This window comes from Pseudomonas karstica (genome assembly GCF_009707515.1).
Taxonomy (GTDB): Bacteria; Pseudomonadota; Gammaproteobacteria; order Pseudomonadales; family Pseudomonadaceae; genus Aquipseudomonas; species Aquipseudomonas karstica.
This window is the reverse complement of record NZ_WLYI01000024.1, coordinates 18,299-32,178: the sequence shown is the minus strand read 5'-3', so window position 1 is coordinate 32,178 and position 13,880 is coordinate 18,299. Positions and strand designations below refer to the sequence as shown.

Annotated in this window: 14 protein-coding genes; 3 read left to right on the top strand and 11 right to left on the bottom strand. The window is 58.6% G+C overall.

Annotated features, from left to right (window positions below; all coding sequences use genetic code 11):
• The first annotated feature begins 134 nt into the window (after positions 1–134).
• On the top strand, positions 135–716 hold the full coding sequence (locus tag GIR22_RS17480) for a GspH/FimT family pseudopilin (protein ID WP_154744557.1): 582 nt from the start codon (positions 135–137) through the stop codon (positions 714–716).
• On the opposite strand, the gene ispH is transcribed toward GIR22_RS17480, so the two are convergent.
• From ispH to murJ, 6 genes are all read right to left on the bottom strand, one after another.
• Positions 670–1,617, bottom strand: a complete 948-nt coding sequence (gene ispH, locus GIR22_RS17475; RefSeq protein WP_154744556.1) for a 4-hydroxy-3-methylbut-2-enyl diphosphate reductase — start codon at positions 1,615–1,617, stop codon at positions 670–672. The genes GIR22_RS17480 and ispH overlap by 47 nt on opposite strands.
• Positions 1,618–1,770: 153 nt before the next feature.
• Entirely contained in the window at positions 1,771–2,223 is a 453-nt protein-coding gene (gene fkpB / locus GIR22_RS17470; protein ID WP_154744555.1) for an FKBP-type peptidyl-prolyl cis-trans isomerase, read from the bottom strand.
• Positions 2,220–2,723, bottom strand: a complete 504-nt coding sequence (gene lspA, locus GIR22_RS17465; protein WP_154744554.1) for a signal peptidase II — start codon at positions 2,721–2,723, stop codon at positions 2,220–2,222. Before lspA ends, fkpB begins: the two co-directional genes overlap by 4 nt.
• Positions 2,716–5,547: an isoleucine--tRNA ligase gene (gene ileS, locus GIR22_RS17460; protein ID WP_154744553.1), complete on the bottom strand. Its 2,832-nt coding sequence runs from the start codon at positions 5,545–5,547 to the stop codon at positions 2,716–2,718. Before ileS ends, lspA begins: the two co-directional genes overlap by 8 nt.
• A 13-nt stretch (positions 5,548–5,560) precedes the next feature.
• Positions 5,561–6,499 carry a bifunctional riboflavin kinase/FAD synthetase gene (gene ribF, locus GIR22_RS17455; RefSeq protein WP_178122329.1) on the bottom strand — a complete coding sequence of 313 codons (939 nt, stop codon included), beginning with the start codon at positions 6,497–6,499 and terminating at the stop codon, positions 5,561–5,563.
• A 118-nt stretch (positions 6,500–6,617) separates the two neighbouring features.
• Positions 6,618–8,156, bottom strand: a complete 1,539-nt coding sequence (gene murJ, locus GIR22_RS17450) for a murein biosynthesis integral membrane protein MurJ (protein WP_154744551.1) — start codon at positions 8,154–8,156, stop codon at positions 6,618–6,620.
• A 253-nt stretch (positions 8,157–8,409) separates the two neighbouring features.
• Between murJ and rpsT the strand changes: the two genes are divergently transcribed.
• Positions 8,410–8,688, top strand: coding sequence for a 30S ribosomal protein S20 (gene rpsT / locus GIR22_RS17445; RefSeq protein WP_003215870.1), 279 nt, complete (start codon positions 8,410–8,412; stop codon positions 8,686–8,688).
• 110 nt (positions 8,689–8,798) lie between these two features.
• Here rpsT and GIR22_RS17440 read toward each other — a convergent pair whose 3' ends face one another.
• The 5 genes from GIR22_RS17440 to rplU form a co-directional block, all read right to left on the bottom strand.
• Positions 8,799–9,263 carry a CreA family protein gene (locus tag GIR22_RS17440; protein ID WP_154744550.1) on the bottom strand — a complete coding sequence of 155 codons (465 nt, stop codon included), beginning with the start codon at positions 9,261–9,263 and terminating at the stop codon, positions 8,799–8,801.
• 16 nt (positions 9,264–9,279) lie between these two features.
• Positions 9,280–10,398 carry a glutamate 5-kinase gene (gene proB / locus GIR22_RS17435; RefSeq protein ID WP_154744609.1) on the bottom strand — a complete coding sequence of 373 codons (1,119 nt, stop codon included), beginning with the start codon at positions 10,396–10,398 and terminating at the stop codon, positions 9,280–9,282.
• Between the two features lie 123 nt (positions 10,399–10,521).
• Complete coding sequence (cgtA, locus tag GIR22_RS17430; protein ID WP_154744549.1) at positions 10,522–11,745, bottom strand: Obg family GTPase CgtA; 1,224 nt, start codon at positions 11,743–11,745, stop codon at positions 10,522–10,524.
• A 194-nt stretch (positions 11,746–11,939) separates the two neighbouring features.
• The gene (rpmA, locus tag GIR22_RS17425) at positions 11,940–12,197 is read right to left on the bottom strand and encodes a 50S ribosomal protein L27 (RefSeq protein ID WP_003176049.1); all 258 of its coding nucleotides are present in this window, start codon (positions 12,195–12,197) and stop codon (positions 11,940–11,942) included.
• A 34-nt stretch (positions 12,198–12,231) separates the two neighbouring features.
• Positions 12,232–12,546, bottom strand: coding sequence for a 50S ribosomal protein L21 (gene rplU, locus GIR22_RS17420; protein ID WP_003176051.1), 315 nt, complete (start codon positions 12,544–12,546; stop codon positions 12,232–12,234).
• A 239-nt stretch (positions 12,547–12,785) separates the two neighbouring features.
• Here rplU and GIR22_RS17415 point away from each other — a divergent pair, with 239 nt between their 5' ends.
• Positions 12,786–13,754, top strand: coding sequence for a polyprenyl synthetase family protein (locus GIR22_RS17415; protein WP_154744548.1), 969 nt, complete (start codon positions 12,786–12,788; stop codon positions 13,752–13,754).
• Positions 13,755–13,880 lie beyond the last annotated feature (126 nt).

Sequence of the window (13,880 nt, the reverse complement as noted above, 5' to 3'; positions counted from 1 at the left end):
AAATACTTTGGACAGGAAGGCCATCATTCGCCACGCGACAGCCGACGCTATAACTATGTTTGCCAACTGGCCGCCTCATCTCAATGGGCATAAGGCCAGTCACCCCAAGAACGTCCACGGAGGGACGACGACCTATGAAGCAGTATGGTTTTACGTTGATCGAACTACTGTTCGGCCTGATCTTGAGTGGCATCCTGGCCCAACTGGCCATGCCCGGATTCAAGGGCCTGCTTGAGTCGCAACGCCGGCAGAGTGCCGCCGAGTCGTTGGCTGGAGGCTTGCGTTACGCCCGCACCGAAGCCATCGCGCGCAATCGCGCGATCATCATCCATGCCCTGGACGATGACTGGAGCCTGGGCTGGAGGGTCATACTCGACCTGAGCGGCCGCGGTTATCTGGACAACAGCAACCCCGTGTTGCTGGAGCGCCAGTACAGTGGGCTGATACCGATTGTGGGCAATACGCCGGTCAGGACCCAGATACGCTTCAGCGGCCTGGGCGAACCGCTGCTGTCAGCTGGAGGTTTTCGCGCTGGCACCGTGCATGTGTGTGCGACGGACCAGCCACTGAGCCTGCATCAGGTGGTGCTGGCACCCACCGGGCGTATCAGCCTGCGCAGCAACAAGGCCGAACAGGCTCTATGCCGCAGCTACACCGGCATGCTGGGGCTTAGAGCAGCGACCGAACCCGCAGCTCCTTGGGCATGGAGAAAGTGATGTTTTCCTCACGGCCAGCCAACTCATCTGCACCCGTGGCGCCCCAGGCCTGCAGTTGTTGAATCACACCACGCACCAGGACTTCCGGGGCCGAGGCACCAGCCGTGATGCCGATGCGCTCGACACCATCGAACCAACTGCGTTGCAAGTCTTCGGCGCCATCGATCAGGTAGGCCGGAGTAGCCATCCGCTCGGCCAACTCTCGCAAACGGTTGGAGTTGGAGCTGTTGGGACTGCCTACCACCAGCACCACATCGCATTCGTCGGCCAATTGTTTCACGGCGTCCTGGCGGTTTTGCGTGGCGTAGCAGATATCGTCCTTGCGTGGTCCACCAATCGCAGGGAAACGTGTGCGCAGGGCATCAATGACGCGACTGGTGTCGTCCATGGACAAGGTCGTCTGGGTGACAAAGGCCAGCTTCTCCGGGTTTTGTACCTGCAGCTCGGCGACGTCTTTCTCGTCCTCCACCAGATAGATCGCGCCGCCGTTACTGGCGTCGTACTGACCCATGGTGCCTTCGACTTCCGGATGTCCCGCGTGGCCGATCAGGACGCACTCACGACCGTCACGGCTATAACGCGCGACTTCGATGTGAACCTTGGTCACCAGCGGACAAGTAGCGTCGAACACTTTCAGGCCTCGACCGGCCGCTTCGGTACGCACCGCTTGGGAGACCCCGTGGGCGCTGAAGATGACGATGACGTCATCCGGCACCTGCTCCAGTTCTTCGACGAAGATAGCGCCGCGAGCCCGCAAGTCTTCAACCACAAACTTGTTGTGGACCACTTCATGGCGCACGTAAATCGGAGGTCCGAAGACTTCCAGTGCGCGATTGACGATTTCGATCGCCCGGTCCACACCGGCGCAGAAGCCACGGGGGTTGGCGAGTTTGATTTGCATGCTATGCCTCGTGTCTTGCCCTGTATGAGCGAAGGGGACGCCCGGTTATTGCTCGCGAAGGTGATCAACGATAACGCTGGCATTCTGGATGACTGCGGTGTCTTTGAGTTTTTCGCGAGCAAGCTCGCTCCTACAGTAGGCCGATTTCGTTAGTTACAGCGCTTTAACCTCGATGATTTCGACATCAAAGGTCAAGGTTTTACCGGCCAACGGATGGTTGAAGTCGATAGTCACCTGGGCATCGTCAAAGGCTTTGACCACACCTGGCAGCTCGGTATTTGCCGCATCGTTGAAAATCACCAACAAGCCTTCCGATAGCTCCATGTCCTGGAACTGCGAACGGGGAATGATCTGCACGTTTTGCGGGTTGGGCTGGCCAAAGGCGTTTTCCGGCAGGACCTGCAGGCTACGCTTGTCACCCGCCTTGAAACCGAACAGTGCCGCCTCGAAACCTGGCAGCAGGTTGCCATCGCCGACCTTGAAGGTCGCCGGGGCCTTGTCGAAAGTGCTGTCGACCGTGTCGCCATTCTGCAGGCGCAGTGCAAAATGCAAGGTGACTTCCGTGTTCTGGCCGATACGTTGCTCAACCAATACCTGATCAGTCATGAACGGTCTCCGGTTTTGTTACTTTTGAACATGTCCAGCGCCAGCATGATTGCACCGACGGTGATCGCACTGTCGGCAAAGTTGAACGCAGGGAAGTGATAGCGGTTCTGCCAGTGCACCAGAATGAAGTCGATCACATGCCCCAGGGCAATACGATCGTACAAGTTACCCAGCGCGCCACCGAGCACCAGGGCCAGCGCAATTGCCAGCCAGGTGTCATTGCGGCCCAAACGCTTGAGCCACACCACCAACACCGCACTGACGACGATGGCGATCAAGGCGAACAGCCAGCGCTGCCAACCGCCGCCATCAGCGAGGAAACTGAAAGCGGCACCAGTGTTGTAGGCCAGGGTCCAGCTGAAGTAGTCAGGAATAACTACGATCTGCTGGAACATCTCCAGGGAGCCCTCGAAGTGAGCCTTGCTGACTTGGTCGATGACCAGGACCAGCAAGCTCAGTACGAGCCAGCCCAGACGTCCGAAACGACTGGTGTTAGGCATAGTGACGAACCTCGCCAGCGCCGCTGATGTTGTCGACACAACGGCCACAGATCTCTGGATGCTCCGGGTTCACACCAACATCTTCACGGCAGTGCCAGCAACGGGCGCACTTGGCGAAGGCCGACTTGACCACTTTGAGCTTGAGGCCCGGTACTTCGGTCGCCACGGCATCATCCGGCGCCTGGGCAAACGGAGCCAGGCTGGCGGTCGAGGTGATCAACACAAAGCGCAGTTCATTGCTCAGCTTGGCCAGGCCGGCGGTCAGGCCTTCCTCGGCAAACAACGTGACTTCGGCCTGCAGGTTGCCACCAACGGCCTTGGCCGCGCGCTGAACCTCCAGCTCTTTGTTCACGGCGACTTTGACCGCCATCACGCCTTCCCAGTACTCGCGACCCAGCTCGAAGTCGGCCGGCAGTTCGCTCAGGCCTTCATACCAGGTATTGAGCATGACGGACTCGTTACGCTCGCCCGGCAGGTACTCCCACAACTCGTCAGCGGTGAAGGCCAGGATCGGTGCGATCCAGCGCACCAGCGCTTCAGAGATGTGATACAGCGCGGTCTGCGCCGAACGGCGTGCCTTGCTGTTGGCGCCGGTGGTGTATTGGCGGTCCTTGATGATATCGAGGTAGAAGCCACCCAGTTCCTGCACGCAGAAGTTGTGGATCTTCGAGTAGACGTTCCAGAAGCGATATTCGCCGTAGTTTTCCTGCAACTCTCGCTGCAGCAACAAAGTACGGTCCACGGCCCAACGGTCTAGGGCGAGCATTTCCTCGGCCGGGAGGATATCGGTGGCCGGGTTGAAGCCGGTCAGGTTCGACAGCATGAAACGTGCAGTGTTACGGATACGACGGTAAGCGTCGGCGCTACGCTGCAAAATCTGCTCGGACACGGCCATCTCGCCCGAATAATCGGTAGAGGCGACCCACAGGCGCATGATGTCGGCGCCCAGGGTGTCGTTGACCTTTTGCGGTGCGATCACGTTGCCCAGGGACTTGGACATCTTGCGGCCGTTCTCGTCGACGGTGAAGCCGTGGGTCAGCAACTCGCGGTACGGTGCGTGGTCGTCGATGGCGCAGCCGGTCAGCAGGGACGAGTGGAACCAGCCCCGGTGCTGGTCCGAACCTTCCAGGTACAGGTCGGCGCGAGGGCCGGTTTCATGGCCCATCGGGTGCGAACCGCGCAACACGTGCCAATGAGTGGTCCCCGAGTCGAACCAGACATCGAGGGTGTCGCTGATCTTGTCGTACAGCGGTGCTTCGTCACCCAGCAACTCGGCAGCGTCGAGCTTGAACCAGGCTTCGATACCTTCCTGTTCAACCCGCTGGGCCACGACCTCCATCAGCTCGACGGTACGTGGGTGCAGCTCGCCGCTTTCCTTGTTCAGGAAGAACGGGATCGGCACACCCCAGTTACGCTGGCGGGAGATGCACCAGTCCGGGCGGTTGGCGATCATCGAGTGCAGGCGCGCCTGGCCCCAGGCCGGGACGAACTGCGTGCTCTCAATCGCCTTGAGGGCCCGCTTGCGCAAGGTTTCGCCGCCGACAGGCTCTTTGTCCATGCCGATGAACCACTGCGCAGTGGCGCGGTAGATCAGCGGAGTCTTGTGACGCCAGCAGTGCATGTAGCTGTGGCTGATGGTTTCGGTGTGCAGCAGCGCGCCGACTTCAGACAGTTTGTCGATAATCGCCGGGTTGGCCTTGAAGATGAACTGGCCGCCGAAGAACTCCAGCGACGGCGCGTACACGCCATTGCTTTGCACCGGGTTGAGGATGTCGTCGTTGACCATGCCGTAAGCCTTGCAGGTCACGAAGTCGTCCACACCGTAGGCTGGTGAGGAGTGAACCACACCGGTGCCGGCACCCAGTTCGACATAATCAGCCAAGTACACCGGCGACAGACGGTCATAGAACGGGTGGCGGAAGTTGATCAGCTCGAGGGCAGAGCCAGTAGTGGTCGCAATCACCGAACCTTGCAGGTTATAGCGGCTCAGGCACGACTCGACCATCTCTTCGGCCAGCACCAGCAGCTTGTCACCGACATCCACCAGGGCATACGTGAACTCCGGGTGCACGTTCAGCGCCTGGTTGGCGGGAATGGTCCATGGGGTGGTAGTCCAGATCACAATGGAGGCTGGCTTGGCCAGGCTCGCCAGGCCGAAGGCCTGGGCCAGCTTGACTTCGTCGGCGATAGGGAAAGCCACGTCGATGGTCGAGGATTTTTTGTCTTCGTACTCGACTTCCGCTTCCGCCAGGGCCGAACCGCAGTCGAAGCACCAATTCACGGGCTTGAGGCCCTTGAACACGAAGCCGCCCTTGACGATTTCGGCCAAGGCGCGGATTTCACCGGCCTCGTTCTTGAAATCCATGGTCTTGTACGGGTTGGCCCAGTCGCCCAATACACCCAAACGGATGAATTCGGACTTCTGCCCCTCGATTTGCTCCGTGGCATAGGCACGGCACAGCTCGCGGGTTTTGTCGGCGCCCAGGTTCTTGCCGTGGGTCACTTCGACTTTGTGTTCGATCGGCAGGCCGTGGCAGTCCCAACCCGGGACATAAGGCGCGTCGAAACCCGAAAGGGTTTTCGAGCGGATGATCATGTCCTTGAGAATCTTGTTCAGCGCATGACCGATATGAATCGTGCCGTTGGCATAAGGAGGGCCGTCGTGCAGAACGAATTTCGGACGATCCTTGCCAATCTCGCGCAACTTTCCGTACAGGCCAATACTGTCCCAGCGCTGCAGAATCTGCGGTTCGCGCTGTGGCAGGCCGGCCTTCATTGGGAAGGCGGTGTCCGGAAGGTTTAGCGTGGCTTTATAGTCGGTCATTTAAGGCTCTTCATTAGCGATGGGCGCTAGGTGCGGCTAGTGCACGGGCGGCGGCGACATCCGCATTGATCGCCGTTTTCAGCGCCTCCAGAGAGGCGAAACGCTGCTCTTCACGCAGCTTTTGGTGGAAAACCACCGTCAAACGCCGGTCATACAAATCCCCGGCAAAATCCAAAAGGTGAACTTCCAGGTGGGCCTTGCCATCACCTGCAACCGTGGGCCTGACGCCTATATTGGCGACTCCGGGCCACGATTGACCGTCGATATCGACACTCACCAGGTAAACCCCGGTGAGTGGCACGCGACGGCGTTTGAGTTGCACGTTGGCCGTTGGCGTGCCCAATTGGCGCGCCAGCTTCTGTCCGTGCAAAACCCGTCCGGCAATCCGGAACGGGCGACCGAGCAACCGCTCGGCCAAGGCGAAGTCGGCAGCGGCCAGTGCATTACGCACCTGGGTACTGCTCACGCGCAGGCCATCCAGTTCGACGGTTTGCGCGGCTTCGACGGTAAAACCCTGGGTTACGCCGGCTTTTTGCAGAAAATCGAAATCTCCTACCCGGTCGCAACCGAAGCGGAAGTCATCACCCACTTCCAAATGCTGCACGCCCAGGCCATCCACCAGAATTCGATCAACAAACTCGGCGGCGCTGAGACTGCGCAAACGTTGGTTGAAGGCCAGGCACAGAACGCGGTCCACGCCCTCTTCGGCCAGCAATTGCAACTTGTCCCGCAGGCGCGCCAAACGGGCCGGCGCCGTCTCCGGGGTGAAGAATTCGCGGGGCTGTGGCTCAAAAATCACCACGCAGCTGGGCACGCCCAACTCAACCGCACGCTCGCGCAGCCGGGCCAGGATAGCCTGGTGGCCACGGTGAACACCGTCAAAGTTGCCAATAGTGGCGACGCAGCCCCGATGCTCGGGGCGCAGGTTGTGGAGACCTCGAACCAGCTGCATAACGCGCTTCTTGCTCATAAAGTGGTCGATTATAACCACACCCGGCCCCGGGCGACAGGCAACAGCACAGGCCAATTGCTCGATTCGATAAAACAACCGCCTTATCGACGAAGTCTTCCTAGCTCAGAGACTTGCGATTGAAATCCCGCAGACGGAAGCCCATCAGCAGCAGCATCCCGAAGTACACCACCACACCGGCGACGACCAATGCCCCCAGGCGCATGAACCGCTCCAGCATATGACCTTGATCCCAGGCTGGCATCAGGTACATCAGGCCCAGCAGCACAGCTGACATCATCGCCACTGCCACCAACAGCTTGAGGGCAAACACTCCCCACCCCGGCTGCGGCTGGAACATCTGCTGTTTGCGCAGTTGATAGAACAGCAACCCCGCGTTGATGCAAGCCCCCACACTGATGGCCAGAGCCAGGCCCGCATGGGCCAGCGGACCGATAAACACCAGGTTGAGCAATTGCGTCACCACCAGGGTGAAGATGGCAATCTTCACCGGCGTGCGGATGTTTTGCTGGGCATAAAAGCCCGGAGCCAAGACCTTGATCACAATGATGCCCAGCAGACCGACGGAGTAAGCGATCAGGGCACGCTGAGTCATCGAAGCATCAAATGCACTGAATTGACCGTACTGGAACAACGAAACCGTTAACGGTTCGGCCAGGATTCCCAGGGCCAGAGAGCACGGCAACACCAGCACAAAACACAGGCGCAGCCCCCAATCGAGGATCCGCGAGTACTCGTGACGGTCTTTGCTGGCATAGGTACGGGACAGCGTCGGCAGCAAAATAGTCCCCAGCGCCACGCCCAGCACACCAGACGGCAACTCCATCAGACGGTCGGCGTAATACATCCAGGACACGGAGCCCGAGACCAGCAGCGAAGCAAAAGCCGTGTTGATGATCAGGGAAATCTGGCTTACCGACACGCCAAGAATCGCCGGCAGCATGTTTTTCATCACGCGCCAGACCCCGGTATCCTTGAGATTCAGGCGTGGCAGCACGAGCATGCCGATCTTTTTCAGGTGCGGCAGTTGGTACAACAACTGGGCCAGGCCACCTGCCAGCACTGCCCACCCTAGAGCCATGACCGGCGGATCAAAGTACGGCGTGAGGAACAGAGCAAAAATAATCATGCTGACGTTGAGCAAGGTCGGCACGAACGCCGGTACCGAGAAACGGTTCCAGGTATTGAGGATTGCACCCGCCAGGGAAGACAGGGAAATCAGCAATATATAAGGAAAGGTCACCCGCAGCAGGTCAGTGGTCAGGGCGAACTTTTCCGGCGTATTGGCAAAACCAGGGGCCGTAGCCCAGATCACCCAAGGCGCTGCGAGCATGCCGACAATCGTTACCAGCATCAGCACCAGAGTCAGCAAACCCGAGACATAGGCAATAAAGGTGCGGGTTGCCTCCTCACCCTGCTGACTCTTGTACTCCGCCAGAATTGGCACGAAAGCCTGGGAAAACGCGCCCTCGGCGAAGATCCGCCGCAGCAGGTTGGGTAACTTGAAAGCAATAAAGAAGGCATCCGTGGCCATGCTGGCGCCAAAAATACGTGCCAGCAGCGTGTCACGCACAAACCCCAGAACCCGGGAAATCATGGTGATGGAGCTGACAGCGGCCAACGATTTGAGCAGATTCATTGAAAGAGTTTTTGCCTATAGATAAAGAGCAGGCGAACAAAGCGCCCACATATGCGATACTCCGCGCCTGCAACAGCACAGAGCCAAAGCTCGCGAGTTTACAGGTCAAGCGCCGGAAATAAATCACCCGCCTCTTAAGATCGACCACTCAGCAGTTCGCATCAACCGCCCTTGACAAGACTTCAACTCATCGGCATGATTCGCGGCCTATTTTGTTTGCTATTTCCTAAAAAGTCTTTCGAGGAGCTCGACGGTGGCCAACACACCTTCCGCCAAAAAACGTGCAAAACAGGCTGAGAAGCGTCGCAGCCACAACGCCAGCCTGCGTTCCATGGTTCGTACCTACATCAAGAATGTAGTTAAAGCCATTGACGCAAAAGACGCTGAAAAAGCTCAAGCTGCCTACGTTCTGGCCGTACCAGTTATCGACCGTATGGCCGATAAAGGTATCATCCACAAGAACAAAGCTGCTCGCCATAAAGGTCGCCTGAATGGCCACATCAAGGCCCTGAACCTTGCTGCTGCAGCCTAAGCGATAAGCTTGTTAAAAAACCGACCCCAGGGTCGGTTTTTTATTGCCTGCAATTTCACGACCCACCTATAGAAGCCGGCTTGCCGACCCCTACAGTTCAGGACAGATATTTATTGAGCTGCCGGCCACGGCAGGATCGGAATCGCCGTCACCGCATTCTGCGGACTGCCCTGGATCAAACGGTCGCTATAGACCAGATACACCAAGGTATTACGCTTCTTGTCGAGAAAGCGCACTACCTGCATGGTCTTGAACACCAGGGACGTACGCTCCTTGAATACCTCGTCACCGTCCTTCAACTCACCCTTGAAGCGAATCGGCCCCACCTGACGACAGGCAATCGACGCCTCGGCACGATCTTCCGCCAGGCCGAGACCTCCCTTCACCCCGCCCGTCTTGGCGCGGGACAGATAACAGGTCACGCCATCGACCTTCGGATCATCAAACGCCTCGACCACGATCCGGTCATTCGGCCCGACAAACTTGAACACCGTAGACACCTGGCCGATCTCTTCGGCCGAGGCCAACAATGGCATCGCCATCAGCAGGCCAAGCAAACCCTTCATTACGCGCATGGTGACTTCCCTTCACTTAAACCAGAATCAGGTTATCCCGGTGAACCAGTTCCGGCTCAGCCATGTAACCCAACAGCCCGACAATCGCCTCGGACGACTGCCCAATGATTTTCTGCGCCTCAAGCGCGCTGTAGTTAGCCAGACCGCGGGCAATCTCACGGCCGTCCGGAGCCACGCACACCACCATCTCACCTCGACGAAAGCTACCCTGGACCAGCTTGACGCCCACCGGCAACAGGCTTTTGTTGCCCTGGGACAGCGCAGACACAGCACCAGCATCCAACACCAGGGTGCCACGGGTCTGCAGATGCCCCGCCAGCCACTGCTTACGCGCCGCCAGCATGCCACGCTCCGGCGATAGCAGCGTACCGATGCGCTCGCCCGCCTTGAGGCGGTCCAGCACTCGCTCCAGGCGCCCACCGACGATGATCGTATGAGCACCGGAACGCGCCGCCAGGCGCGCCGCGCGCAGCTTGGTCTGCATGCCGCCACGCCCCAACGCGCCACCGACACTGCCAGCGACCGCATCCAGCGCCGAATCATCGGCACGCGCCTCGTAAATCAACTGGGCATCGGGGTTGTTACGGGGGTCGGCATCAAACATGCCATCGCGATCAGTAAGGATTACCAGCAAATCAGCTTCGACAAGGTTGGCCACCAGCGCCGCGAGGGTGTCATTGTCGCCAAAACGAATTTCATCGGTGACCACAGTGTCGTTTTCGTTGATCACCGGGATCACTTTCAGCTCGACCAAGGCACGCAAGGTACTGCGAGCGTTGAGATAGCGCTTGCGGTCGGACAAGTCATCGTGAGTCAGCAGAATCTGCGCCGTGTGGCGACCGTGCTCGGCAAAGCTGGATTCCCAGGCCTGCACCAGGCCCATCTGGCCAATGGCAGCCGCCGCCTGCAACTCGTGCATCGCGCTGGGTCGCACGGTCCAGCCCAGACGACTCATTCCGGCGGCAACCGCCCCGGACGACACCAGCACCAACTCCACACCCGCCTCATGCAAGGCCACCATCTGCCCAACCCAGACACTCATGGCTGCGCGATCCAATCCCTTGCCATCCGCCGTCAGCAGCGCACTCCCGATCTTTACGACCCAGCGCCGCGCACCCGTCACCTTGCTCCGCATCATCTTCAACCTTAGATTGAGGGCCGCGCGACCCAGCGCCGCCCATAACGTTATTCGTGACTACCGGTTTCCAGATACCAAAACGCCGCTCGATTGAGCGGCGCTTAAGTTTACTGCAACCAATCAGTCGCGCACGTAAATGATTTCCGGACCATCTTCATCATCCACGTCTTCTTCATCCCAATCATCGTCACCGATGTCATGGACCGACTTGACGCCACTGCGGCGCAGGGCACGCTGATCATCCAGGGCCTGCAACTGCGCACGCGCTTCATCTTCAATGTGCTGATCGAGCTCTGCCAACTCTGCCTTGTAGACAGGGTCATTAGCCAGGCGATCGGCACGATCTTCCAGGTAACGCATGATGTCGCGAGTCAGGCGCTCGGTGCCTTCTTTGGCAATCGCCGAGATGACGTAGACCGGACCAGTCCACTCCAGGCGATCAACGATCTCCTTGACCCGCGCCTCATGCTCTTCTTCAAGGATCTGGTCGCACTTGTTCAGCACCAGCCAGCGATCACGCTCAGCCAGGGACGGGCTGAACTTGGTCAGCTCACTGACAATCACTTCAGCAGCATCGGGAGCACTGGTGTCATCCAGCGGCGCCATGTCGACGAGATGCAGCAACAGGCGAGTACGGGACAAGTGCTTGAGGAAGCGGATCCCCAGGCCAGCACCGTCGGAAGCCCCTTCGATCAGACCCGGAATATCAGCGACCACAAAGCTTTTCCAGCGATCGACACTGACCACGCCCAGGTTTGGCACCAAGGTAGTGAACGGGTAGTCAGCGACTTTCGGCTTGGCGGCCGATACCGAGCGAATAAAGGTGCTCTTGCCGGCATTCGGCAAGCCCAGTAAACCAACGTCTGCCAGCACCTTCATTTCCAGCTTCAAGTCACGCTGCTCACCCGGCTTACCCGGCGTAGTCTGGCGCGGCGCACGGTTGGTGCTGGACTTGAATCGAGTGTTACCCAGACCGTGCCAGCCACCCTGAACCACCATCAAACGCTGGCCGGCCTTGGTCAGGTCGCCGATGACTTCCTGGGTCGCGGAGTCGATGATTGTGGTGCCGACCGGCACGCGCAGGACCAACTCTTCACCCTTTTTGCCGGTGCAGTCAGTGCTGCCACCGTTGGAACCGCGCTCGGCATCGAAGTGCCGGGTGTAACGGTAGTCCACCAGTGTATTGAGGTTTTCGTCGGCCATCATGTAGATGGAACCGCCGTCACCACCATCACCACCGTTGGGGCCACCGTTCTCGATGAATTTTTCGCGACGAAAACTCATGCAGCCATTGCCGCCGTCGCCAGCTTTTACTCGGATCGAAACTTCATCAACGAACTTCATAACAAAACGCCTCTCGCCACATGGACGAGCTTAAGAAACCAAGACATAAGACTCTTGCAAAAATGAGCGCAGCGACCTCAAGCAACGACCGCAAATCCAGCTGCTTTCGCCCATCACAAACAGCTTTGCAAGAGACTCACCCCACAAACGAAAAAGCCCCGTCGCAAGACAGGGCTTTTCCAGCGATCTCGCAATTAAGCTGCGACAACGCTCACGTAACGGCGGTTGAACGCGCCCTTTACTTCAAACTTGATCACGCCTTCGATTTTCGCGAAGAGGGTGTGATCCTTACCCATGCCAACACCGTAACCGGCGTGGAATTGGGTGCCGCGCTGACGCACGATGATGTTGCCCGGAATGATTTTCTGGCCGCCATACATCTTCACGCCAAGGCGTTTGGCTTCTGAGTCGCGACCGTTACGGGTACTACCACCAGCTTTTTTGTGTGCCATGAGTCAATTCTCCTAGTGAGGAATTAGGCTGAAATTAAGCCTGAATACCGGTGATTTTGATCTCGGTGTACCACTGGCGGTGGCCCATACGCTTCATGTGGTGCTTACGACGACGGAACTTGATGATGCGGACTTTATCGTGACGACCTTGGGAGATCACTTCAGCCACAACGGTAGCGCCAGCAACAACAGGAGCGCCGATGTTCACGTCATCGCCATTGGCGACCAACAGAACGCGATCAAAAGTCACGGATTCGCCGGTAGCGATTTCCAGTTTTTCGATCTTCAGGTATTCACCTGGGGCGACCTTGTATTGCTTGCCACCAGTAACGATTACTGCGTACGACATGGTATTTCTCCGATAATCCTGCTCACCCAGCGCTTTATAAGAAGAGGTATTGGCTGGCATGGCTGCATGGGATGGACGTCCCAAATGCAATTGCGTAAGGCAGGTGCTGCCCAGGAAGTTCAGGGTGCGCGATTGTACGCAAGCCAAAGAAGTGTTGCAAGTAGCCGTCCATCGCGCCTTGACACTACGAGACGCGGGTCCTAGCATGCCGCGCAACCCTTCTGGAGCGACTGTCGCTGATGCAACCCCAAGCTTTCTACCGCGCGGTGGCGGACGATTTTAGCGCCGTCGACGGCATCATCAAGAAGCAATTGACTTCTAAAGTGCCGCTGGTCTCCAAAATTGGCGACTATATTACTTCGGCGGGCGGCAAGCGCCTGCGTCCTTTATTAGTGTTGCTGTGTGGCAAGGCCCTGGGTCGCGAAGGCGATGACCTGCGCCTGCTGGCCGCTACCATCGAATTCCTGCACACCGCCACCCTGCTGCACGACGACGTGGTCGACATGTCTGGCATGCGCCGTGGTCGCGAGACCGCCAACGCCATGTGGGGCAACGCGCCCAGCGTGCTGGTGGGCGACTTCCTGTACTCGCGCTCGTTCGAAATGATGGTAGAACTGGGCTCGATGCCAGTGATGAAGATTCTTTCCCAGGCCACACGCATCATCGCCGAAGGCGAAGTGTTGCAGTTGTCGAAAGTTCGCGACGCCAGCACCACCGAAGAAACCTACATGGAAGTGATTCGCGGCAAGACTGCCATGCTCTTCGAAGCCTCGACCCATAGTGCCGCGGCCCTGTGCGAAGCAACGCCTGAGCAAAGCGAAGCCCTGCGCACCTTCGGCGATCACCTGGGCGTGGCGTTCCAACTGGTGGATGACCTGCTGGACTATCGCGGCGACGCCGAAACCCTGGGCAAGAACGTCGGCGATGACCTGGCCGAAGGCAAACCGACCCTGCCGCTGATCTACACCATGCGCGAAGGCACGCCGGAACAGGCCGCCCTGGTGCGCAAGGCAATCCAGAAAGGCGGGATCGAAGACCTGGAAAGCATCCGCACAGCCGTGGAAGCATCGGGCTCGCTCGACTATACAGCGCAACTGGCCCGTGACTATGTCGCCCGAGCCATTCAGTGCCTGGAAGCCCTTCCCGCCAGCGAATACCGCGATGCGTTGGTGGAGCTGAGTGAGTTTGCGGTCGCACGTACTCACTGATTGCGCTCTTGCTCGCGAAAAACGTCAACGATAACGCGCCTATCCTGGTTTAGCGCGGCGTCCTTGAGTTCTTCGCGAGCACGCTCGTTCCCACAGGGTTAGTCTCCTCCCCGCTAAAACCCTATA

Excerpts from the sequence above, each read along its gene's own strand:
- GIR22_RS17480 (WP_154744557.1), top strand. The coding sequence starts at position 135 with ATGAAGCAGTATGGTTTTACGTTGATCGAACTACTGTTCGGCCTGATC.
- ispH (WP_154744556.1), bottom strand. The coding sequence starts at position 1,617 with ATGCAAATCAAACTCGCCAACCCCCGTGGCTTCTGCGCCGGTGTGGAC.
- fkpB (WP_154744555.1), bottom strand. The coding sequence starts at position 2,223 with ATGACTGATCAGGTATTGGTTGAGCAACGTATCGGCCAGAACACGGAA.
- lspA (WP_154744554.1), bottom strand. The coding sequence starts at position 2,723 with ATGCCTAACACCAGTCGTTTCGGACGTCTGGGCTGGCTCGTACTGAGC.
- ileS (WP_154744553.1), bottom strand. The coding sequence starts at position 5,547 with ATGACCGACTATAAAGCCACGCTAAACCTTCCGGACACCGCCTTCCCA.
- ribF (WP_178122329.1), bottom strand. The coding sequence starts at position 6,499 with ATGCAGCTGGTTCGAGGTCTCCACAACCTGCGCCCCGAGCATCGGGGC.
- murJ (WP_154744551.1), bottom strand. The coding sequence starts at position 8,156 with ATGAATCTGCTCAAATCGTTGGCCGCTGTCAGCTCCATCACCATGATT.
- GIR22_RS17440 (WP_154744550.1), bottom strand. The coding sequence starts at position 9,263 with ATGCGCGTAATGAAGGGTTTGCTTGGCCTGCTGATGGCGATGCCATTG.
- proB (WP_154744609.1), bottom strand. The coding sequence starts at position 10,398 with ATGCGGAGCAAGGTGACGGGTGCGCGGCGCTGGGTCGTAAAGATCGGG.
- cgtA (WP_154744549.1), bottom strand. The coding sequence starts at position 11,745 with ATGAAGTTCGTTGATGAAGTTTCGATCCGAGTAAAAGCTGGCGACGGC.
- rpmA (WP_003176049.1), bottom strand. The coding sequence starts at position 12,197 with ATGGCACACAAAAAAGCTGGTGGTAGTACCCGTAACGGTCGCGACTCA.
- rplU (WP_003176051.1), bottom strand. The coding sequence starts at position 12,546 with ATGTCGTACGCAGTAATCGTTACTGGTGGCAAGCAATACAAGGTCGCC.
- GIR22_RS17415 (WP_154744548.1), top strand. The coding sequence starts at position 12,786 with ATGCAACCCCAAGCTTTCTACCGCGCGGTGGCGGACGATTTTAGCGCC.